Source organism: Nocardia australiensis (assembly GCF_020733705.1).
GTDB classification, from domain to species: Bacteria; Actinomycetota; Actinomycetes; order Mycobacteriales; family Mycobacteriaceae; genus Nocardia; species Nocardia australiensis.
The window spans coordinates 118,331-139,000 of record NZ_JAJFZM010000007.1 but is presented as its reverse complement, the minus strand read 5'-3'; the positions used below and the strand labels follow the sequence as shown (position 1 = coordinate 139,000).

At 64.6% G+C, this 20,670-nt stretch carries 21 protein-coding genes, 2 pseudogenes and 1 riboswitch; of the genes and pseudogenes, 10 read left to right on the top strand and 13 right to left on the bottom strand.

The annotated features are described in order from the left end of the window. Both LKE06_RS25185 and LKE06_RS25180 read right to left on the bottom strand, forming a co-directional pair. Entirely contained in the window at positions 1–591 is a 591-nt protein-coding gene (locus LKE06_RS25185) for a ClpP family protease (RefSeq protein ID WP_228001840.1), read from the bottom strand. Between the two features lie 2 nt (positions 592–593). Further along, positions 594–1,193, bottom strand: a complete 600-nt coding sequence (locus LKE06_RS25180) for a ClpP family protease (protein WP_228001863.1) — start codon at positions 1,191–1,193, stop codon at positions 594–596. 199 nt (positions 1,194–1,392) lie between these two features. Between LKE06_RS25180 and LKE06_RS25175 the strand changes: the two genes are divergently transcribed. Next, positions 1,393–2,265: a DUF8020 domain-containing protein gene (locus LKE06_RS25175; RefSeq protein ID WP_228001839.1), complete on the top strand. Its 873-nt coding sequence runs from the start codon at positions 1,393–1,395 to the stop codon at positions 2,263–2,265. Positions 2,266–2,378: 113 nt separating this feature from the next. After that, positions 2,379–2,846 carry a DoxX family protein gene (locus LKE06_RS25170; RefSeq protein ID WP_228001838.1) on the top strand — a complete coding sequence of 156 codons (468 nt, stop codon included), beginning with the start codon at positions 2,379–2,381 and terminating at the stop codon, positions 2,844–2,846. A 41-nt stretch (positions 2,847–2,887) separates the two neighbouring features. Here LKE06_RS25170 and LKE06_RS33355 read toward each other — a convergent pair. Next, a pseudogene (locus LKE06_RS33355) lies at positions 2,888–3,181 on the bottom strand (Imm21 family immunity protein); the annotation flags it as partial. Between the two features lie 238 nt (positions 3,182–3,419). Here LKE06_RS33355 and LKE06_RS25160 point away from each other — a divergent pair. Continuing rightward, a complete protein-coding gene (locus LKE06_RS25160) occupies positions 3,420–3,614 on the top strand; it encodes a hypothetical protein (protein WP_228001837.1) in 195 nt (64 codons plus the stop codon). Positions 3,615–3,646: 32 nt separating this feature from the next. Here the strand turns inward: LKE06_RS25160 and LKE06_RS25155 are convergent, their stop codons facing one another. The 6 genes from LKE06_RS25155 to LKE06_RS25130 form a co-directional block, all read right to left on the bottom strand. Next, the gene (locus LKE06_RS25155; protein WP_228001836.1) at positions 3,647–4,153 is read right to left on the bottom strand and encodes a DnaJ family domain-containing protein; all 507 of its coding nucleotides are present in this window, start codon (positions 4,151–4,153) and stop codon (positions 3,647–3,649) included. Beyond that, positions 4,150–4,473 carry a hypothetical protein gene (locus LKE06_RS25150; RefSeq protein WP_228001835.1) on the bottom strand — a complete coding sequence of 108 codons (324 nt, stop codon included), beginning with the start codon at positions 4,471–4,473 and terminating at the stop codon, positions 4,150–4,152. The genes LKE06_RS25155 and LKE06_RS25150 overlap by 4 nt, the downstream gene beginning before the upstream one ends. Then, positions 4,470–5,177, bottom strand: a complete 708-nt coding sequence (locus LKE06_RS25145) for a GntR family transcriptional regulator (RefSeq protein ID WP_228001834.1) — start codon at positions 5,175–5,177, stop codon at positions 4,470–4,472. The genes LKE06_RS25150 and LKE06_RS25145 overlap by 4 nt, the downstream gene beginning before the upstream one ends. A 72-nt stretch (positions 5,178–5,249) precedes the next feature. Continuing rightward, positions 5,250–6,098 carry a class I SAM-dependent methyltransferase gene (locus LKE06_RS25140; RefSeq protein ID WP_228001833.1) on the bottom strand — a complete coding sequence of 283 codons (849 nt, stop codon included), beginning with the start codon at positions 6,096–6,098 and terminating at the stop codon, positions 5,250–5,252. 148 nt (positions 6,099–6,246) lie between these two features. Continuing rightward, complete coding sequence (locus LKE06_RS25135; RefSeq protein WP_228001832.1) at positions 6,247–7,377, bottom strand: metallophosphoesterase; 1,131 nt, start codon at positions 7,375–7,377, stop codon at positions 6,247–6,249. A 73-nt stretch (positions 7,378–7,450) separates the two neighbouring features. After that, positions 7,451–7,933 (bottom strand): group II truncated hemoglobin, encoded by a 483-nt coding sequence (locus tag LKE06_RS25130; RefSeq protein WP_228001831.1) that lies wholly within the window; start codon positions 7,931–7,933, stop codon positions 7,451–7,453. A gap of 131 nt (positions 7,934–8,064) precedes the next feature. Between LKE06_RS25130 and LKE06_RS25125 the strand changes: the two genes are divergently transcribed. The 4 genes from LKE06_RS25125 to LKE06_RS25110 all read left to right on the top strand — a co-directional run bounded on the left by LKE06_RS25125 (position 8,065) and on the right by LKE06_RS25110 (position 11,904). Further along, positions 8,065–9,681 (top strand): DUF8832 domain-containing protein, encoded by a 1,617-nt coding sequence (locus LKE06_RS25125; RefSeq protein WP_228001830.1) that lies wholly within the window; start codon positions 8,065–8,067, stop codon positions 9,679–9,681. Beyond that, the gene (locus LKE06_RS25120; protein WP_228001829.1) at positions 9,678–10,130 is read left to right on the top strand and encodes a FixH family protein; all 453 of its coding nucleotides are present in this window, start codon (positions 9,678–9,680) and stop codon (positions 10,128–10,130) included. Before LKE06_RS25125 ends, LKE06_RS25120 begins: the two co-directional genes overlap by 4 nt. A gap of 68 nt (positions 10,131–10,198) precedes the next feature. Continuing rightward, positions 10,199–11,362 carry a hypothetical protein gene (locus tag LKE06_RS25115; protein ID WP_228001828.1) on the top strand — a complete coding sequence of 388 codons (1,164 nt, stop codon included), beginning with the start codon at positions 10,199–10,201 and terminating at the stop codon, positions 11,360–11,362. Next, positions 11,359–11,904, top strand: a complete 546-nt coding sequence (locus tag LKE06_RS25110) for a hypothetical protein (RefSeq protein WP_228001827.1) — start codon at positions 11,359–11,361, stop codon at positions 11,902–11,904. The genes LKE06_RS25115 and LKE06_RS25110 overlap by 4 nt, the downstream gene beginning before the upstream one ends. A 22-nt stretch (positions 11,905–11,926) precedes the next feature. Here LKE06_RS25110 and LKE06_RS25105 read toward each other — a convergent pair whose 3' ends face one another. Further along, a complete protein-coding gene (locus LKE06_RS25105) occupies positions 11,927–13,300 on the bottom strand; it encodes a purine-cytosine permease family protein (RefSeq protein WP_228001826.1) in 1,374 nt (457 codons plus the stop codon). Continuing rightward, positions 13,296–13,411, bottom strand: a riboswitch (TPP riboswitch). It overlaps the preceding gene by 5 nt. A gap of 93 nt (positions 13,412–13,504) precedes the next feature. Between LKE06_RS25105 and LKE06_RS25100 the strand changes: the two genes are divergently transcribed. Together LKE06_RS25100 and LKE06_RS25095 are read left to right on the top strand one after the other, a co-directional pair. Then, a complete protein-coding gene (locus LKE06_RS25100; RefSeq protein ID WP_228001825.1) occupies positions 13,505–14,773 on the top strand; it encodes a hypothetical protein in 1,269 nt (422 codons plus the stop codon). A gap of 956 nt (positions 14,774–15,729) precedes the next feature. Then, positions 15,730–16,065, top strand: a pseudogene (locus tag LKE06_RS25095) (transglycosylase family protein); the annotation flags it as partial. Positions 16,066–16,460: 395 nt separating this feature from the next. On the opposite strand, the gene LKE06_RS25090 reads toward LKE06_RS25095, so the two are convergent. Beyond that, positions 16,461–17,012 carry a carboxymuconolactone decarboxylase family protein gene (locus LKE06_RS25090; protein ID WP_228001824.1) on the bottom strand — a complete coding sequence of 184 codons (552 nt, stop codon included), beginning with the start codon at positions 17,010–17,012 and terminating at the stop codon, positions 16,461–16,463. Between the two features lie 144 nt (positions 17,013–17,156). On the opposite strand from LKE06_RS25090, the gene LKE06_RS25085 reads away from it, so the two are divergent. Continuing rightward, positions 17,157–18,647, top strand: a complete 1,491-nt coding sequence (locus tag LKE06_RS25085; RefSeq protein ID WP_228001823.1) for a carboxylesterase/lipase family protein — start codon at positions 17,157–17,159, stop codon at positions 18,645–18,647. A 115-nt stretch (positions 18,648–18,762) separates the two neighbouring features. Here LKE06_RS25085 and LKE06_RS25080 read toward each other — a convergent pair whose 3' ends face one another. Next, positions 18,763–19,353, bottom strand: coding sequence for an NADPH-dependent FMN reductase (locus LKE06_RS25080; RefSeq protein ID WP_228001822.1), 591 nt, complete (start codon positions 19,351–19,353; stop codon positions 18,763–18,765). A 324-nt stretch (positions 19,354–19,677) separates the two neighbouring features. Next, the gene (locus LKE06_RS25075) at positions 19,678–20,601 is read right to left on the bottom strand and encodes a LysR substrate-binding domain-containing protein (protein WP_228001821.1); all 924 of its coding nucleotides are present in this window, start codon (positions 20,599–20,601) and stop codon (positions 19,678–19,680) included. Between the last annotated feature and the right edge of the window lie 69 nt (positions 20,602–20,670).

Sequence of the window (20,670 nt, the reverse complement as noted above, 5' to 3'; positions counted from 1 at the left end):
TCAGTCTCGAGTACGGATCAACTCGTCGGCGAGGCCGTATTCGACGGCCTCGGTGGCGGTGAAGATCCGGTCGCGGTCGGTGTCCTTACGCAGTTGCGCCACCGTGCGACCGGTGTGCTTACCGAGAATCTTCTCGGTCTCCGCGCGCAGCCGCAGCACCTCCGCGGCTTGCAGTGCCATATCCGAGATTGTGCCCTGGCCCTGCGTCGACGGTTGATGCAACAGCACGCGCGAATGGGCGAGTACGTAGCGGCTGCCGGGTGCGCCCGCCGCGAACAGTACTGCGGCAGCCGACGCGGCCTGCCCCATGCAATAGGTCGCAACCTTTGGTCGCAGGAACTGCATGGTGTCGTAGATGGCGAGCATCGCCGTCGACGAACCGCCCGGCGAATTGATATACAAACCGATCTCACGATCGGGTGACTCCGCCTCCAAATGCAGCAGCTGCGCCATGATGACGTTGGCGACGCCGTCATCGATCTCGGTGCCAAGGAAGATGATTCGCTCGTTCAGTAGCCTGCTGAACACATCGAAGGACCGTTCCCCGTTGGGGGTGCGTTCGATAACGTTGGGAATCGTGTACTGGGACATGATCACAACCCCGCCCGGTGTCCGGCCGCGAACGGCGCGATGGTGGTGAAGCTGTCGGCGATCTGGTCGACGATCCCGTAGTCTCGGGCCTGCTCCGGGGTGAACCACCGGTCTCGGTCGCTGTCGAGAGCGATCTCCTCGATGGTGTGCCCGGTCTCCGCCGCTAGAATCTGTTCCGACTGCAGCTTCATATAGTCCAGATTGTCGGCTTGGATCGCGATATCCATTGCCGTGCCGCTGATTCCGGCTGACGGCTGATGCATCATGATCCGACTGTGGGCCAGCGAGATGCGCTTGCCATGGCTGCCCGAGGCAAGCAGCACCTGCCCCATGCTCGCCGCGAATCCGAGCGCGACCGTCACGATGTCGTTGGGAACCAGTTTCATGGTGTCGTAGATCGCGAGCCCGGCGAGCACCGATCCGCCGGGCGAATTGATGTAGACGACAATGTCGCGATCGGGATCGGCGGCCGCGAGCAGCACCATCTCACTGCATGCCTGCTCGGCCATGGCGTCGTTGACCTCACCGGTCAGCAATATGGTTCGGTGTCGGAACAATCGGTCGGTCAGTTGGCTGCGATAGTCGGGCTGCGATGTCTCGATCATGGTTCCGGTCTACCGCCGCCGAGCTCGTGTCCATGGCTGTGTCTGCCGAGGGCAGACACCGGACCCGCCACTGGCATCCCATGTTCGCGTCCTCTAGGCTGCGACCGACCTCATCTGCTTGGCTTGCGCCGTCGGCGTGCGCGGGTCCTCGTGGGAAGACGCAGCTACGAAACCTGATGACGGAACGGACAATCGAATGAAACTGCGTGGCACAACGGGAGCGGTGCTACTGGCCATCGGCGCGGTCACCATCGGTGCGGGAACCGTGCACGCCCAGCCTGCCGCCGAGCCCTCGCGTCAGGACATCGGCTATTCGGTGAAGCTGGTCGACAAGACGGTCGTCACCTCGCTGAAGGGTGGCAGATTCGAGACCTCCAAAGCGCTGCGCGATCAGCTCGACTCCGGAGTCGATGGCAGGCTCGTCGAACAGGACGGACAGCTTGTCGATCCCACTGGCGGGATCGCCGATAACGCCGATGTGGTCGACGTGGTCGATGTGAAGGACAGCGACGGCCATATCGTGCTGACGTTGCCGCTGGAGTTCCGCGTCGCGGGCACGGGTATCCCGGTGCGGTCGGAGGTGACCAAGGATGCCACTGTCCTCGAGTTGACGCCGCGCAAGCCCGAAGAGTTGACGATCTCCCAGCCACTGGTCGCCGCGCCGGTGGCGTCGTTGGTCGAAAACCAGCGTGCCCGAAACGAATTCGCCAGCCAGTTCGGCCTGGCGACCGCGGTCGGCGGGTTCGTCGGAACCGCTATCGGCGCGACGATCGGTTGTGTGCTCACCATCGCCGCGGGCTGTATCGCCGGGTTTGCCACCGGCGCCAGTATCGGCGGCATCCTCGGCACGATCGTGGTGGGCGGCCCCACACTCATCGCGACCGGCATCGACCTGCTCACCACGCTGCAGGCCGCCGACGGGACCAGCAAATGGGCGGATAAACCCGCCACGACCGCGTCCCCGACGACAACCGCGCAGCCCGCCCCCACGTCCGAGGCCGGCACGACAGGCCAGCCGACGCCGACCGTCGCACCCACTGGTCAGGCCGTTCCGGATCAGCCGAAATAGTCTCTCATCAGCACCGATCCCTCCCGGACTGAACTTTCTGCCGCCACGGACCGTAGTGACAGTTACCGATGGCATTGCCGACCATCGGTTGTCCACACGATTCGAGGTGTGTAATGCATTTGCTGACCACCGATGCCACCGCAGGCCCGAAACCGGGCAGCGCGGGCGCGATCGTTCTCGGCCTATTCCGCATCCTTGTCGGCCTGTCCTTCACTGTGCACGGGCTGTCGACCCTGTTCGGGAAACCCACGCCACCGCTCGGTGGCCACACCGCCGAGTTCCCCAACTGGCCCAACTGGTGGGCCGGTGCCATCGAACTGGTCGCGGGCGCCCTGGTGGCACTCGGAATCGGTACCCGAATCGCGGCCCTACTGTGTTCGGGAGCGATGGCGTACGCGTACTTATTCGTACACCTGAGGCACGGCGTGCTGCCGATCGATAATGGCGGCGAAACCGCCGTCCTGTTCTGCTGGTCTTTCTTTCTCATCGCCATAATCGGCCCGGGTTCGTTCGCCCTGGGTGCCCTGATACCGCACATCGGCATAAAACACGCCCCACGAATGGCGTCCACGCACGGCTGACGGTGCCGTCGGCTACGACGGGTGATGTGTTCTTGTAATGCTTGCCGCGCTGCGGCGACGAGTTCTTCTGCGGAGTCTGCCGCTTCCCATCGCAGGAACACCCGCTCGGCTGGGAGATATGTCGTGCGGGCGGGTTGGTCTCCAAGGACCAATGCCTGCTGAGAGCCGATCGTGACCAGCCCGATGTATCCCTCGATCGAGCAGGCGCGGCCGTAGTCGCCCCATGTTTCTACGGGTCCGTCCAGGTCGCCGGATGCGCCGTCCCAGTGATCAAGTTCTGATTCGGGGGCGATCAGCAGGGGGCCTCCGGCGGACCTGACCCAGGTGTAAGGCATGACGGCTCACTCCTTGTTCGTTCGTCTGTCGGCTTCTTGTGCCGTCCGCACGCCCGGCACGGCCTCGGCGCGCTCCCGAGCCGACGGCGATTGCCCGCGATACCACCGAACCGCCTCCCACCAGTAGTTATTCGGACCGCCGTAACACGGAATGCGCCGATGGTGATGGAAAAGGCATTACCCAGAGGCGCCCCGCTCCGGGCAGTCAACACGAGGTATGGATGAAGAAGGTGAACCGATGACGGCGATAGCACTGCTGGTGCCCATGATGATCGCGCTGGCGACCGGCACCGTGCTGGGAGCACGAGCCGCCCGACGCGAGCAGCGGGAAACGACCCGGCCCAGGGCACGACGAGCGCAGCCGATGCGCCACGGCTTCGCCGTGGAGTCGGTGTTCGGCCCCGCTGGCGACGGACCGGTGCCGCTGTCCTGATCACCCGCACGCGGGCCACAATTACGCGCGGTTCACCGGCGTCCACGGATCCGAGCAACGAGCCGATACCACCCACTCGGTGTTATGGCAGGAGGTTTCGATTCGGGGCGCGGCTGTTGCTCACGTTTGCTCACGCTCGCCGCGGCGCGCTCCTCGCACCACCGCGCGACGATATCGTCGGCGTTCACCGGGGACACCGGGACACACGGTCCGTCCGGCAGCCGTAACCATTCGATAATGCGCCGGTTCAATTCGGCAACCTCGGCGCGGACCTGCCGCTCGGTGTCCAGCTCCCGTACCGTCTCGGGAAGCCGTTCGACATCACGGCGCAGCAGCAGCGATGGCGGCAGCATTCCGTCAGCGCGCACGCCTTCGCGGTTCAAATAGTTCTTCAGCCACCAGTTCTCATCGTCCGAGGAGCCGGGAATCGGTTTCCCCGCACCCTCCAGATTCTCGAACTCACCTCGTTCTGTCGCCTCGCGAATCTGTTTATCGATCCACGATTCGAAACTCGTGCCCAGCGGTTTGCGTTCGGTCATGAGCTGTTCAGATCGGTCTTGTGCCGGACTCCGCGGCGCGCGGTCCGCGGCGGTGCGATAGTGATCAGATCGGTGACCACCAGCAGTGCGCGGGCGAAGTCGGCGACATGATCGGGGCCGGGGGTTATCACCGCGTCGGCGTGTATCCGGCTGACCGCCACCAGGATACGGCTCAATGGGTGGGTGACATCCGGGCCGACGGCCAAGATCGTGTCGATTTGGTAGCCCTCCGCCGCGGCGAGGTCGTTGATCGCCCTCTCGTGGACGTCCCGGTCACTGCCGGAGATATCGTGCCGCAAGAACCCGATGGCGCGTTTCATAATTTTCCGTTCGAGGTGGCGGGCCATGTGACGGCCTCGCGGCCGTCATCGAGCTTCATCCGAAAGACGAAGGCGCTGTAGCGATCACGTGGGTAGCTCACGTTGGAGATCATCACTACGTCCTCCGCGTCGCTGAGGAAGCGCTGATGGACGGTCTTGACGAGATCGCCGGCCGCCGTGCCGAGCCAGCTTGCGTGGTCGGCGGTCGGGTGTCGATCGGCGATCGCCTCTTCCAGGAACAACGGCGCGGTCTCGAGCCGCGCGACCGGCTGGTAGGTATCGGAGATCGATATCGGTCGACCGTCCTCGGTGACCTTGGTGATCACGTGCACGACGGTGTCTTCGGGAGTGATACCGAGCACCTCGGCGTGCGCGCCGGCGGACACCCGGCGAACTTCACGATCGACATGAACATGACGGTCGGACTCATTGCCGAACGAACCTTCCACGCTTTCGAACTGACGCTCAGGCGAAACCCGGACCAGATCCGGCCGCTCCGCGACGAATGTGCCCTTTCGCGGGATGGTCCGTACCAGCCCCTGACTCAGTAGCAGCGCGACCGCCTGACGGATCACCACACCCGAAACCTCGTACAGCTCAGCCATTTCCGAATAGCTGTGTAATTGTGTACCTGGCGAAAGCTTGCCGGTGCGAATCTTCTTCGCGATCTCGCCCGCGATGGACACATACGCTGGTTGCGGCATCGTAAACCTCCTTTCAGCAACGTTCGCCGAGTGTATACGCAACTGTGTATACGTAACTGCGAATCGCCGATATCAAGACCGCGGTCCCCAGCATTGCGCGGTGTCGTCGAGGTTCCACCACGCCACGAAATTCGAGTCCTGTCCCATCAGCTGCCACTCGGCGTCGAGCGCGTCGAAGAAGGCGTCATCACCCGTCTTACCACCGCGTGGTTCGCCGATATAGATCACACGATCACCACCAGCCCGCCGGTAGGAGGCCAGCGCTTCGGATGCCATCGTGTTGCCCCAGCCAGGGGGCCAGCACAGCAGCAGCACGGCCTCGCCCTCGCCGCCCGCGGCCCGCAACCGCGACAGACCGCCGAGCTCACCGACCCGGTACCAGCTGGCAGGCTGACCCGCGGCAGCCGGAAACGATAGATTCTGCGCGATGCCGGGCGGTTCGGAATCGAATGCCAGCACCTCCACACCGGTCCTGGCCAGTTGACCGGCCCAATACCCGCGTCCTGCCCCGATCTCGAGAATCCGTCTGCCATCGCACATCTCGGCGATCCAGCGCAGCGTCTCGGGTGCGGGAATGGCGTAAGCGTATGCGGCCTGCAGGACGGTCTGTGCGTAAGCCAGACGCGCGCTTCCGTTTTCCCGGCCGCCATTGACGACCCTGCGGACAGACTGTCGCGCACCCGCGGCTACGGCGGGAGCGACGATGTCCCAGTATGGATTCTCGCTCGGGCCGCCGGTCAGATAGTGCAGGAGCCGAATATCGAACGCACGATCGGCGGCGTCGTCCCCGGTGCCGGGTAGTCGTGCGGCCGTGTCGAGATAGTCCGCGACGGCCGGATATTCGGTGCGCAGACGGGTGTCGTCGCCGAGTAGGGTGGCCAGTTCGTCTCGCCGCTGGGGCGACAGCAGGAATTCGGTCACACCTAGATTCTGACGGTGCCGGGTCGGCCTGCCACCCCCGGCCAGCAAATCCACTGTCCACCAGTGGCATTCATGTGGTTCACCAGCAGAGCGTTCCATCATCGACCACACCCGAGAGTGCCCGGCAGCGTGGAACTACTCGGTGCTGTCAGCGCGAACGCAACACCAACACCGTGATCTCACTGGGCGCGAACACCCGCAGCTGCGGCCCCCAGAAGCCGGTACCGCGACTCGTATAGAGCTGAGTGTCCGCGCCGTGACGACTCAGACCCGCCACCACCGGCTGCTCCAGGCGAACCAGATAATGGAACGGCCAGATTTGGCCACCATGGGTGTGGCCGGAGATCTGCAGCGCGACACCGGCTTCCGCGGCGCCGATGACCTGCCGAGGCTGGTGTGCGAGCAACACCACCGGCAGCTGCGGGTCCGCACCGGCGAGCGCCGCGGAAAGGTCGGGGCCGTGCCCGTCCAGACCGACGCCGGTCGGGTCGTCGATGCCCGCCATCACGAGGCTGTCGCCGCCACGGCTCACCATCTCGTGCTGATTGCGCAGCGGCTGCCAGCCGATCGATGCCATATGCTCGATCCAGCCCGGCGCGTCGCCGAAGTATTCGTGATTGCCGGTGATGTAGAACTTGCCGAGCTCGGCCTCGACCTTCGCGAGCGGGTCGACTTGCGCGCGTCGCTTTGCCACCGATCCATCCGCGAGATCGCCCGCGTGGCAGGCGATGTCAGGGTGTTGCGCATTGACGACGTCGACCACCTTCTCCGACCAGCGCAACCGATTCAGCGCGGCGAAATGAGTGTCGGTGATGACCACCATGCGCAGCCCATCGAGTCCAGGCCCGAGTCCGGCGATCGATACGTCCAGAGTACGAACCCTCGGCACCCGCCGCGCCTCGAACACTCCCCAGGCAACCAGCGCGGCCGACACCACTAGAACGCCCACCGCGACGATCCGCGCACGCGCCGGATCGTCGACGCCCCCGGCGAACAAGCCGACACCGACGATATCGCCGATCACCGACCAGCTGAACACCACCCACATCACGCCGAGCAGCGTGTCGCCCACCATGGACGCAGGATCCGACTGCGCGGGCCCGTGCCCGAGGAACATCGTCGCGGGCAGGCATACGAAACCGAGCACAAACACGGCCGATCCAAGCCAGAACAGTGGCCCGGTGCCATCAGACGGGGCCTCGACGAGCGTCCACCAGGGCAGCAGGAACAACACAGCGGGAACGGCCAGGAACATGACCAGACGCGGAATGTACTTCAACAGGATTCATCCTTGTTGGCGCGAGGTGTAGCGCACGGTCCACTCTCGCCCGGCGCCATGGGCGCTATCGACTCTACGGCCGATACGGCGGCGCCACACCCCAGCCCCAATGCGGTACCGGAGCCTCCAGCGGAGGGTGGGCGTCGGGCTGGGAGTTCGTATGCGCGATGCGAGTGCCCCACTCGATGTAGGAGGCGAAGGCGGCGCGGAATTCCGGGTCGGCGGGCAGGCCGACCTTGTCGGCGGCGTCCATCAAAAGGTTCACCCAGCGGCGACGTTGCGGCTCGGTGATCGCCCTGCCGAGATGTTGCCGCACCATGTGGCGGTAGCCGTCGCGCTCGGCGCTGTAGGTTTCGGGTCCGCCGAATACTTCCGCCAACCACATTGCGACGTATTTCGGATGCCCCGGATCCATGCCGCGAAACAGCGGGCCGACCAGATCGTCTTTCAGTACCTCGCGGTAGAACGCGGTCGTCAATGCCTCGAACGCAGACATCCCACCAGCCCATTCGTACAGGGTGGGCACGGCGGGAGAACCGACCGATGAGTCCGTCACCCGCCCAACCCTACACAACGTGGACGCGCATTATCCGGGATTTCCTCGCCGCTGACATCACTCCAGGGAGGGACTCGAAATCCCCACGGGAGGTGATGATCTCGCGCGTTCGCGTCCTTACCATGACGGGCGTGACTGCTGCCGCTCGCACCGTTCGCCGCGTCCTGCTGGTCGTGGGACTGTATGCCGTGCTCGCCTCTGCCGGGTCGGCACTCGCGTTCGCCGACTCACCGTCCTCCGGCGCGGATGTTTCGGTCGCGCAGACCCTCGGCGATCGGGAACTCACGATTGTGCTGCGCCGGATTACCAGCGTGCCCGGTCCGCTGCGCGTCGATGTGGTCGCCCACACCGGCACCGCCGCCGGGCAACTCACTCTCGCGACGATCCCGACGGGCGCGGAAACAGGCTCGGCGCTGCCTGCCGCCGGAGTACCCACCGCTGAAACCGTTGTCGCGCTGGGCGATACACCCGGTATGTACTCGGCAACGCTGGACATGGACCGGGCCGGGCCGTGGGAACTGGCCATCGGCGACGGCGAGCGCGTGGCGCGGATACCGTTCATCGTGCCCGAGCAGGTCACCTCGCCGCCGGAGCGGCTCGTCTACGGCGGGTTCCTGGTGGCGGGTGTGCTGCTGCCGGTCTCGGTACTGATCGCGACACGAGCCAGGCACAGTGCGTGGGCGCTGCTTCCGGCCGGTGGGATGGTGGCCGGAGTCGCGGTCTCGGTGACCGCCGCACTGCTGTCTGCGTCGTTTCCATTGCCTCCCCAACCCGGCGGTCAGCTCGACCCGAGCGTGGACAACGTCACCGACCCCTACACGCTGAACCAGCCGCAGATCTCCGACTTCTCCCGTCCGCCCGTCCTGCTCAGGGTCGAGAGCGGTCCGATCACAGCCGGTCAGCCCGGCGATCTCGATCTCGTCCTCACCGACGCGGCCACTGGCGCGTCGGTCGACGATCTACTCGTCCACGACAGCGCGCTGCTGCATCTGCTGGTGGTCGGTCCGAGCGGCCGGTTGTCGCATCTACATCCGATCCGCACCGAGCCGGGGCGCTACCGGGTCCATCTGGCCGCGCCGGAGAGCGGCCGGCACGCGCTGTCGGTCGAATTGGCTCGCCGGGGCGGTGGAGTCCAAATGGTCCGTGCGGCAACTGGTTTCACGGTCCTACCCAGTACGACGACGTTAGCGTCAGTGGTTCCGATCCATCTCGGCGGTGGTGATGGTGCGGCGTCGACGGTCGTCGAAACGAACCCCATCACCGTGCGCACGACCACTCCGGTGGCCGGAGAACCCACCACCATTACCGCCGAGGTCGGCGATACCGCCGACCTACAGCCGTGGCTGGGTATGGTCGGGCATCTCATCATGGCGGGACCACTGCCCGATGGCGTCGATATTGCTGCGGCAGTGCAGAATTCGCCCATCTGGGGACATGCCCATTCGATGGGACCGACCTCGATGCCGGACATGACGCACACGCCGGAGATGAGCGGCATGACGCACATGCCGGGAATGAGCAGCGCGGCAGACGCTGGACGAGGAGCGATGATCATGCCCCCCGCCAACGGTGAGAGCGGCCCCGACGAGACCGTGGCCGCCTACGGGCCCGACGTTCCGTTCACCTTCACTTTCCCCGTCGCGGGCCGCTACCGACTGTGGATTCAGGTCGAACGAGAGTTCAGCGTGCTCACCGTTCCCGTCGTGCTCGACGTCGCCGCGGCCCAGGCTGCTGGGGCACACCGATGAACGCGTCGACTGCCGACTCCGGAGCCAGCGCACCCGCACGGTCTAACCGCTTTCTCGCTGTCACAGGTGTTGTCATCGCCATCGTGATTGCCGCCCTGGCGTGGCGGCTGTGGCCGAGCACGCCCGGTCCGGTCGTGCTGAAGACCGGAACACCGGACCATCTCGTCAGCATCTCTATCGACACTGTTCGCGTCGGCACGACCGATATCGACGTCGCGATCAGCGATCGAACCGGAACCCCGATAGGCCACGCGGCATTGCGGGTTCAGGCGATCCAGCCGCTCATGGGTCATGCTGGGGCGCCCGTCGTGGCGACCGCCGCCGGATCGGGCCACTTCCACGTCGCGGCGGTGCCACTGATGATGACCGGACCGTGGGAACTTCGGCTGTCCATCGACACACACAACGGCATCGACCAACTCACCGTGCCGTTATGGGTCGGCGGCTGATACCGCGCCGCACCACGCAGAACTCGGATACACCCGCCGGAGTACGACCAGAGGAAGGATCGTCCGTCATGAGCACCCCAGCCCCACCCGAAGCGTCCGAAGGCACCGGGCCGGCCCCGAGTAACGCCGAGGCCGCGCCGACATCCACATCCGACAACAGCACGGCGGCCCGTATCGGCGCCTGGGTCGTGCTGTTCGGCACCGCGGTCACATTGGTCGGGCTCAGCTGGGATATCCAGTGGCACGACGACGTCGGCCCCGATACGTTCTTCACGCTCCCCCATTTGCTCCTGTACTCCGGCAGCGCTCTGGCGGGATTCGCCAGTCTCGCGATGGTGCTCATCACCACCTCGGCCCAACGCGCCGGACGACCGGTTCCGCGCATGGGCGGCACACCGATTCGGGTGTTCGGCAGTAACCTCACCGCGCCGCTCGGATACATGGTCGCGGGAGCGGGCGCCGCGTCATTCCTGCTCTACGGACTACTCGACCTGGAGTGGCATTCCATCTACGGTTTCGACGCGGTGCTGAACACTCCGTCGCACGTTGCGCTGTTTCTGTCGATCTGGGTCACCATGATCGGCAGCGTGATGGTGTTCGCATCCCATCGCGACCAACTCTGGGGTCGGATCGGGATCGTCCTCGCGATTCCGATCCTGATCACCTTCGCTCCGTTCCCCACCAACGCCTTGTACAACCTGCAACTACCTGTCGATCCGACCATCGTCGGGATCGTGCTGTTCGGGCCGTTACTACTCATCCTGGGTGCGGCGGTGCTCGCTCGACCTGGTGCGGCCGTCGCCATCGCGGCGTCCCTCGGCGCCATGCAGGTGATTCTGTGGTGGTTTTCGCCATGGGCCGCGCACACCTACGCCTCGGCGATCGGGCTTCCGCTGCGCGACGGTCTCACGGGGCGTCCACCGGCGCTGCCCGCCATCATGCCGATGTTCATGATCGTGGCGGCACTGGCCGTCGAGGGTCTGTTCTGGCTCGTCCGCACGCGCGGCTACGACGCCAAGAAGATCGTGCTGGTGGCGGGTGCCGTGGCGGGCGTGATTGTCGCCGTGACGTTCCCATTGCAGTTGAACCTCACCCATGCCTCCTCGCATATCACCATCGGCGAGGTCGCGCTGATTGCGATCCTCGGGATTCCGCTCGGGCTGCTGGCGGGATTTCTCGGTGGCCGATTCACATCGATGCTGCTCACACCGGTGGCGGAGGAAGTCCGATGATCATGCTGCGCAGACTCGCCGTGACACTGCTCGCGGTTGTCACATTGTCACTGGTCGCGATGTCTCCCGCATCCGCGTACGCGCCGGTCGACATCGTCCACACCGAGCGTGTCCGGGTCGGCCCGTATGACGTCACCGTCGGGTTCTCCACCTGGCCGATCCGGGCAATGAAGTCCTTGGACTTCACCTTCATGCCCGAGGGCGGGATCGCCGATAAATCCGGCACGCTGCGGTTGGCGGGCCCGGCGATACGACCCGGCCGCAAGGCCGCGCCACTGGTGCGTCATCCGCGCAAGCGCGACTCCTGGGGTCTGGATATCAGGGCGTTCGACTCCCCTGGCGCCTACAGCTTCACCTTCGCCATCGACGGCCCACTCGGGCATGGGGAAGGAACCCTCGACGGCATCGAGATACTCGACCAACCGGGGCCACCACTACCGCTGAGCTGGACCATAAGTTCGCTGCCATTGCTCGGCCTGATCATTTTCCTCGCGGTCGCCTGGCGGCGCACCCGGCCCGGCCGCCAACCGCTGACCGTGTGAGCACTACATACGAATTGCGTTGCTACCGGACCGATTTCCGCATGGTCGAGATTCGTCCGACAACCCACGCGACCAACACCGCGGTGAGGAAGGACAGCACTGACGCGCTCATCCACGCCTGCTTGGTGAAGTGCAGCTGCTCCTGGACATTCACCCAGAAATCGGTCCAGACGCCCGCGTCGCCGGGGTTGATGAGTTGGTAGATCGACAGGCCGACCAGCCAGGCGAAGATCATGCCCCAGCGTGACGGTGCGTCGCGCTCGGTGTTCCATTCGCCGTTGGCGCGCAAGAAGAAGTCGGCGACGAGGACACCGAGCAGCGGCACGAATACCGAGCCGATCAGTCCGAGGAAGCCGAAGTAGTTCTCCATGTTCAGCCGCAGCGCGAGCAGAGTGATCAGGATGCCGAGACCGATCGACAAGATGCGGCGGTCCGCCCGAGGCGCGAGGTTCTGGATCGACACCGCGGTGGAATACACATTGGCGAAGGACTGGTCGGCCTCGCGGAACACGAAAATGAAAAAGAAGATCCCGCCGAGGCTGACCTGGAGAAACGGTGAGTATTGGCCGCCGTCACCGGTGGCAAGGGCCAGCGCGAACAGCCCGAGCACGTAGGCGACGATTTGAGTGATCGAGTAGGCGGCGCTGGCCGCACCGAACGCGGCACGGGTGCTGCGCGAGTGGCGGGTGTAGTCGGCGGCGACCGGAACCCACGAGATCGAGACCGCCAGCGCGGCGTCGGTCGCGATCCAGAACAGGCTCCAGTCGACACCGAACGGACCGCTGCCCTTCGGGCCGGGATTGGTGGTCAGGTCGGGCAGACCCTTGTGCAGGAACTGGACGTAGAACCAGACCAGCGCGATCACAACGCCGACTGTCACGAATCGGCGCAACATCCGCACCGAGCCGAGCGGCCAAATCGTCAGCGCCGTCGTCAGCACGCCCGCGGCCACCACATACAGCCAATGCGGACCGCCGCCGAACAGTTCGTCCGCGGCACTGCCGATGACGATCAATTCGAAAGTGCCCCAGCCGATCAGCTGAGCGATATTGAGCACGGTCGGGACATAGCTGAGCTTCGCGCCGAACAACCCGCGCAGCAGGACCATCGCCGGCCTGCCGGTCCGCGCGCCAGGAACCGCGGCCAGTCCGAGCATAAGTCCGCCGATTACGGTCCCGAGGATCATCGCGATGATGCCTGCGGCGATAGAAATCTGCGGGGCGTATTCGGTGTTGGGAGCAAGCACCGTGTAGGCGCCGGAGAACGCGATGAGACTGACACCGAGGTTGGCCCAGAACGCGCTCTGATCCCAGAACGACAGCACCTTTGGGGCAGGTTCGTCGAGCGTCAGCGGCGCCTCGTGCGGTTGGGAACTCTCCTGAGTGGGTGCGGACATGCCTGATGCACTACTCCCTACGCCGGCATTACCCGGACAGGTTCATGCGGTCGGCGAAACGTCGGTTCGCCCTCTCAGCCCGGCCGTACCCGAGCTCCCGCGGTGGGGTTATTCGGGCGAATCGTACACGCGCGGGGTCGTGTCGGATAGCCACCGGGTTCTACGATCGAATGCAGTACGTGAATGGCTCGGAAAGGCACATTCATGATCGGATCCAAGTGTTGCGTGGTCGGCGTCGTCGCCGTGTTCGCACTGTGGAGTGGGTCGGTCGCCTGCGGGAGCGACGCCGGGCATACCGCAGGCGGCGGTATCGCGACGACCGCCACCCTGCCGGCGGATGGTGAGATCGTGTCGACCACGCCGGTCGCGCAGATGTCAACGGAGCAGACTGCGGCATATCTTCAGGGCAAAATCGAGACCACTGCCCACAATGGTGTCGACGCCTACCGTGTCGTGTACCGGACCACCTCCCCCAGCGGCGGAACTACCACCGCCAGCGGGCTGGTCGTCTTGCCGCGCACGGACTCTCACCGATTACGCGTGGTCAGCTACGAACATGGCACGATGACACGCAAGCAGGATGCGCCATCGGTGAACAGCGATGGCCCCGACCGAGCTCGCGCGATCATGTTCGCCGCCGCGGGATACGCGGCACTGGCTCCGGACTACCTCGGCCTCGGTGAAGGCCCCGGTTTCCACCCCTATGTGCATGCGCCATCGGAGGTGAGCGCGTCGGTGGATCTGTTACGGGCGGCTCGCCGGGTGGCCGAGGGGCAGCAGCGCGAGTTCGATCCCGATATCCTGGTGACCGGCTTCTCCCAGGGTGGGCAGGCCGCGGCGGCCTTGGGCAAGGCATTACAGGGTGGCCAGGCGAGTGGTTTCGGTCTCGCCGCACTGGCACCGGTCAGCGGGCCGTACGACGTGCACCATGTGGAGATACCAGCAGGTCTCGATGGCCGGGTTATTCCGGTGAGCGCGGTGATCTACTTCAGCTACTGGGTCACCTCGATGAACCTGATCTATCACTTCTACAACACTCCGGACGAGGCGTTTCAACCCCCCTACGCGGCGCGTATGGCGGAGCTCTTCGACGGCAACCACAACGAGATCGCCATCGGCGCAGCTTTACTCACCACACCGCAACAGTTGTTGACACCGCAGTTCATCGCCTTGGCCACCCATCCCACCGGAGCCGCGTTGCAGGCCATGACCGACAGCGACGGCACTTGCGACTGGACACCACGCGTCGCGGTCCACCTCTACGCCGCCTCCGGCGACCGTAATGTTCCCTACGCCAACGCCGAACACTGTCTGCGAGCGCTGCACAGCGATAAGGCCACACTGGTTGACCTCGGCGCCATCGACCACGGCGCCACGGCCCGTGTAGCCATGCCGCAAATCCTCGGAATCTTCCAACAGGAGGCCCCGGCGACTCAAGCCGGGCGTGCGCAAACACCACCCTCCCCAAGGTGATTCAGCGCCAGCGCCGCGCAGTGTCAACGAAATATGTTTCGCGGCAAATATTTCCGAAGAATCCGGCAGCAGTGATTTGTTGTATCGCGCGGTCGACTTTCTGAATCCCTTCGGGCGCATTGGATTCACTGCACGAAGCGATCGCATCGCATTAGCCATCGGACACTTTCACAATCGTCCCGTAATTGGATGCACGCTATCAAGATCACATTCAAAACATGTTCCAGCATGACTCCAGCAATCACCCGAGCCCTCGTTAACAGCGGGTCGTATCACACTTCCAGACCCGCAAGGAACTCGCCGCCGCACCACCCAGATCACGCGGCGGTGACTAACGCAGAGCGCACCGACGGCCGGGACTCGGCGACCGCGCCGACGACATGGTCTCGACCGCGCGCGCGGCTCAACAGTCTGGCGCCGAACTCACATTCCCGACACCCGATCCATCAGCTGAACGCATGATCTTCAGCCGTCTGAGGTGCGGTTATATGGAAAGCGCGACGAAGCGCCGAACCGGCGAAGTTCGATGAAGCCCGCGCGAACCCATTCATCTCGGCACGTCACACACAAAGCATCGGCTCGCCGTCGTGTGCGTGAAAGCCAATCCCGGAGCGGTCTCAGCTGGGCTCAGACGCGACATAGGTCACTATTTCGCCGTGATCTCAAACACATAACGAACGAATTACAGCAGACCTGAATAACTGATTTTTTCGACGCGAACTGCAGAAACAGTACTAGTCTCATCGACTAGTTCAGGCATTCCGTACGTTATCGCAGCGTGATCTACAGCGACTTCTCCGCTACCGTCGCTGGCGGCCCGGATCAACGTCCGGTTCTAACTCGAATCGCCGAACACCGGCAACCCTGCCCCACGGTTCGAGGATCCCCGACATTCCTGGGGGCAGGGACCCGAGTGCAGATTCCGCGGGCCGGTTGGGCACAGGCAGGGAATTCATATGTCTAAGAACCGCAAGTTCACCACCCGCGCTCTCGGCACCGCCGCCGTTGTCGGCGCCCTCGTTGCCGTACCGTTCGGCCTCTCCACCGCTACCGCGTCCGCAGAGGGCGGCCACAACTGGGATCGCGTCGCGCAGTGCGAGAGCAGTGGAAACTGGGGCATCGACACCGGCAACGGCTTCGCGGGCGGTCTGCAGTTCACCCAGAGCACCTGGGAGGCCAACGGCGGCTCTGGTAGCCCCAGCAATGCCAGCCGGGCCGAACAGATCCGCGTCGCGGAGAACGTGCTCGCCACCCAAGGTCCCGGCGCCTGGCCGGTCTGTGGCGCCTACCTGTAAGGGCTTCGACCTCTGATACAGCGTCGAGAACGGTCCTGATGCGCGGCGACGCGGATCAGGACCGTTCCGCGTCGCCACCGACCTTCCAGGCGCCGCGCCGACCATCCGAAGCTGGCGCTGCCCCGCCAGGCTAGAGCGGACCGGCGGGGCAGCTACGGATCATTGAACGGGCCGGTCCTGAGATCTGAGCGCAGGTTTGTTGAGAGTTTCCTGAGAACCTGGCGACTATTGTGCGTATGTGTACGGCACTACCGAGTTCAGCAGGTCGACCAAGCCACCGATCTCGCCAGCGGCGCCGGTCGTCACCCATGTACGTCACATCATTCCGCTCGACGCTCCCGAAGCCCTGCTAATCCTGCTCGAGGACTTCCTCGGCGACGACTCGTGCGCGGCTACCCGACCGGCCGCTCCGGCAGCGCACAGGTCATGCCGTCAGACATTCCTGTCGGACGCACGCCGAGCGCCTGGTTCACCCGAGCGCGCTGGTTTTCCCAGGCAACGGTCGCCGCCAACTCGGCGACTTGCGCCTCCGACAGGTGGACGAGCAACCGCGTGCGCAATTCCTCGAGTTCGGTTCCGACCACCGGTGTGGTCGTCATACCTTCGGCGAACGCGATCACCAGCTTCTCCAGTTCGTTGTAGGCGTCACTGGTCGCGTATCGCGGCAAGTCGGTGATCTGCGATTCGGTGAGGCCGCTCGCTCGGGCTAGCACGGAGCCGATATCCAGACAGAATTCGCAGCTCACCATGCCGGCGGCCTTCAGCTCGGCGAGATCCTTGAGCTTCGGCTCGAGGCGATTGCTCAACAGCATGGCGGTCTCGTATCCGACGGAGCCGAGCAGCAGCAATGGTCTGCGCGCCAACCAGCCGACCAAATCCATCCGATGTCGCCGAGTCTGCCGTATAGCCTGCACGTAATGCCGTGTCCTGGTAATAGCTCTCATTCGCTGCTCCCCACGCTGTCGTCGGCCACTTCTTTACCGTACCGCGAAACTACGACCTGTAGTAGAGATTGCGACATCGGTCTCTACCGATTCCTGGCCGGTCGGCGGTACAGAGTAGACAATCGACGCTGACGAAGGAGTCTCATGGAACCGATTGTTTCCGTCACCGGCGGCAAGATCCGCGGCCGGACCGACGCTGGTGTCAGTGCCTTTCTCGGCGTTCCGTATGCCGCCGCGCCCGTTGGGCCGACGAGGTTCCAGCTGCCGAGCCGGGCACCGGACTGGTCGGGGGTCCGCGATGCCCTCACCTACGGGGCGACGTGTGCGCAGTCGCCCTATCAGGCCCCGATTGATGCGCTGATCGGCAGCGATGGAATACCGGGAGACGAATACCTGAACGTCAATGTCTGGTCACCGGATCCGGGTGGCTCGGGTCTGCCGGTCATGGTGTGGATCCACGGCGGTGCGTTCGTTCGCGGTTCGAATGCCCGCACCATCTATGACGGCACATCCTTCGCGCGGGACGGGATCGTGCTGGTTTCCATCAACTACCGACTCGGCATCTCCGGATTCGCCGCCATCGAGGGCGCGCCACTGAACCGGGGGCTGCATGATCAGTTGTTCGCGCTTGCCTGGGTGCAGGAGAACATCGAAGCGTTCGGCGGCGACCCGAACAACGTCACCATTTTCGGTGAGTCCGCCGGTGGGATAAGCGTGGCGGCACTGGTTACCTCACCACGTTCGCGCGGGCTCTTTCATCGGGCAATCATGCAGAGCGGCAATGGTTCCACTCTCGCCACGGCCGAGGATGCCGCGAAACTCGCGAAACAGCTGGCCGCCAAGCTCAGTATCGATCCGACCGCCGACGCTTTCGGCAAGCTCGGACCATCCGAGCTGCAAGCCGCACAGGACGCCACCACTTTGGAGCTGGTGTCGGATCCCGATCCGGCGCGCTGGGGCGAGTCGATCATCAGCAATGGACTCGGCATCATGAGCCTGTTCCCGGTGCTGGACGGTGATGTGATCGAAGGACCGGCAACGAATGTCCTTGCCGCACATCCTGACCGGGCGGTGCCGCTGATCGCGGGCAGCACCCGTGACGAATTCCGCTTCTTCATCGTGCCGACGGGAATCGCCGCCGCGATCACCACCGACACCCTGCCCCACATGCTCACCCGGTATGGCCTATCGCCCGATCTCGCGGACCTCTACGCCGCCAATCGCCCGACGCAATCTCCCGCCGAAATATTCGCCGCCATAGTGACCGACCGCGCCTTCGGTCTGGACACTTTGGATTTGGCACACGCCAACGCTGCGGCAGGTCGTCCGACCTACACCTATGAGTTCGCGTGGCCGTCCGGGATCGAGGGCCTCGGCGCCTGCCACGTACTGGAAATCCCGTTCGTCTTCGACGCACTTCCCGCGGCCCACTCCCTGACCGGCCCGAACCCGCCGCAACCGCTCGCCGACGAAATCCATTCGGCCTGGGTCTCTTTCGCCCGTGGAGGCGACCCGGGTTGGCCCCGATTCGAACCCGATACCCAGTTGGTCCAGACCTTCGACGCGCCCGAATCGGCGGTGGTGAGCAACCCGCGCGGCGAGGAACTCGCCGCATTGCGGGCAGCTCTCGGCTAACCGATGCCCGGCCTCACCGTCTGGTGGGCGGCGGCGATCACGCAACGTGGATCAGCATTTACGGCGAGCCGCGTCGGTTGCCATGACAGCCGACGCAGCTCGCCGCGGATCCGACTCAGGCGGCATACGGATGCTCCGCACGAGCGACCCGCAACGCACGGCCGAACCAGGCGAGCTGATCGAGCAACCTGGTCGCGGCCGTGGCTGCGGCGATCTGGTCGGTTGGGCGGCCCTTCGCGTCGAATTGCTGTGCGGCACCGTGAAAACTCACGCTGTCGCGGACCGGAACCGCATGCAGTTCGGTAAACACCTGCTTGAGGTGTTCTACCGCACGCAAGCCGCCCGAAAGCCCGCCGTAGGAGACGAATCCGATCGGCTTGGCCTGCCACTGGGTGAAGTGCCAGTCGATCGCGTTCTTCAGCGCGGCCGGGTAGCTGTGGTTGTATTCCGGGGTCACCGCCACGAATGCGTCCGCGTCACCGAGTCGCCCGCCCACGTCGGCCAATGCCTGCGCCCCCCGGACGTCCGGATCGTGCGAGAGATCCACCGGCAGCCGCGCCTGCGCCAGATCGATGACATCGACGGTGAGGTCCGTTCGCTCGGCCGCCCGTCCGACAAACCAGTTGGCAACGGTTGGCCCGAATCGTCCGGCCCGAGTGCTGCCGATGATCACGGCCAGATGCAGCGGCGCTGTTGAAGTAGTCATACCAGCAGCATCTGACCTCAACATATATTGAGGTCAAATCCGCGTACCGAAACCCTCGCGAACACATTCAGTCGCAGGCAATTGCCTCGAAATCCGGTGGCGGGTCGCCGAGCGTCACAATGGGAGGATTCCAGTAGTAGCTGCAGGTAGTCGGATTGGCGAGGTTACCGACATTGCCGCGTACACGGCAACCGTTACAGATTCGACGGAATCCGACCTGCGGGGATCGCCAGCGGCCCAGTGCGTCTCGCGAATGTTTCCGACTGAATGAGGTGGCGCGCCCTCTCGGCCGCGTTGCGGACGGTGATGGCGCGTGGGTCACTTTCACCTCGTTTGGGTGCCCGATCTGTTTATGTGCGTCAGCGCATGCTGGGCGATGTAGCCGTGGAGGCGCGCGACTGCTGGGGTGGGTCGGTGGTTTCCGGCGACGAGGCCGATTGTGCGGTCACAGGGGGCGGTGAGGGTGATGCGACAAAGGTCGGGGTGTGGGGTTTCGGGCTCAGGGAGCAGCGCGACGCCGAGGTTGTGGGCGACGAGGGAGCGCAAGGTTTCGAATTCGGTGATCTCGAATGCGACGTTCGGCGTGAATCCGGCCTCGGCGCACCAGGAGTCGAGCATACGCCGCAGATGGTAGGTCGGCGGGTTGGCGATGAAGGTTTCGCCGGACAGGTCGGCGAGGTCGATGGTGTCGTGGGTGGCGAGACGGTGGAGGCGTGCGACGTAGAGGTGAATGCGCTGGTGTCCCAGCGCTATTGCTGGCAGGTCGGTGGGTGAGGGGATCATCACGGCGAGATCGAGCCGGCCATCCCGGATCTGTTCGGCGAGTGCTTCACCGTGGGCCTGGACCAGGTGGAGTCGGATTCGGGGTGCGCTGGCGTGGAAGTCAGCGAGCAGCGAGGGCACACTGATCGGTCCTAGTGTGAGTGGGAACCCGAACCGGACAAGTCCGCTGTCGGGGTCGGCGTTGCTGCGCACCACGCTGACGGCATCGTCGAGGGAGCGCATGAGGCAGCGGGTGCGTTCGAACAGCTCGCGTCCGGCCGCAGTGAGCGCGATACCCCGCCCCGCCGGTTGAAACAGCTGCACTCCGAGGGTCTTCTCGACGGTTTTCAACCGTCGGCTCAGCGAGGACTGCGGGACTCCCAATAGTTGCGCTGCGCGTGTGATGTGGCCCTCACCAGCGGTGGCATCGAATGCCGCCAGCAGTGGCACCAACGCCTCGACCTCGGCTGACAGCAATTCATCCACCCTTGGATGGTATCCGCCCAGTCTTGGTTGTAGACGGATGATTCTGGGTGCGTGACGATTCCCTCGACA

Bases quoted from the DNA above. Each gene is read 5' to 3' on its own strand.
- LKE06_RS25145 (WP_228001834.1), bottom strand. From the start codon at position 5,177: ATGCCGCAACCAGCGTATGTGTCCATCGCGGGCGAGATCGCGAAGAAG.
- LKE06_RS25115 (WP_228001828.1), top strand. From the start codon at position 10,199: ATGAGCACCCCAGCCCCACCCGAAGCGTCCGAAGGCACCGGGCCGGCC.
- LKE06_RS25090 (WP_228001824.1), bottom strand. From the start codon at position 17,012: ATGAGAGCTATTACCAGGACACGGCATTACGTGCAGGCTATACGGCAG.
- LKE06_RS25120 (WP_228001829.1), top strand. From the start codon at position 9,678: ATGAACGCGTCGACTGCCGACTCCGGAGCCAGCGCACCCGCACGGTCT.
- LKE06_RS25100 (WP_228001825.1), top strand. From the start codon at position 13,505: ATGATCGGATCCAAGTGTTGCGTGGTCGGCGTCGTCGCCGTGTTCGCA.
- LKE06_RS25170 (WP_228001838.1), top strand. From the start codon at position 2,379: ATGCATTTGCTGACCACCGATGCCACCGCAGGCCCGAAACCGGGCAGC.
- LKE06_RS25080 (WP_228001822.1), bottom strand. From the start codon at position 19,353: ATGACTACTTCAACAGCGCCGCTGCATCTGGCCGTGATCATCGGCAGC.
- LKE06_RS25085 (WP_228001823.1), top strand. From the start codon at position 17,157: ATGGAACCGATTGTTTCCGTCACCGGCGGCAAGATCCGCGGCCGGACC.
- LKE06_RS25155 (WP_228001836.1), bottom strand. From the start codon at position 4,153: ATGACCGAACGCAAACCGCTGGGCACGAGTTTCGAATCGTGGATCGAT.
- LKE06_RS25160 (WP_228001837.1), top strand. From the start codon at position 3,420: ATGACGGCGATAGCACTGCTGGTGCCCATGATGATCGCGCTGGCGACC.
- LKE06_RS25110 (WP_228001827.1), top strand. From the start codon at position 11,359: ATGATCATGCTGCGCAGACTCGCCGTGACACTGCTCGCGGTTGTCACA.
- LKE06_RS25185 (WP_228001840.1), bottom strand. From the start codon at position 591: ATGTCCCAGTACACGATTCCCAACGTTATCGAACGCACCCCCAACGGG.
- LKE06_RS25175 (WP_228001839.1), top strand. From the start codon at position 1,393: ATGAAACTGCGTGGCACAACGGGAGCGGTGCTACTGGCCATCGGCGCG.
- LKE06_RS25150 (WP_228001835.1), bottom strand. From the start codon at position 4,473: ATGAAACGCGCCATCGGGTTCTTGCGGCACGATATCTCCGGCAGTGAC.
- LKE06_RS25105 (WP_228001826.1), bottom strand. From the start codon at position 13,300: ATGTCCGCACCCACTCAGGAGAGTTCCCAACCGCACGAGGCGCCGCTG.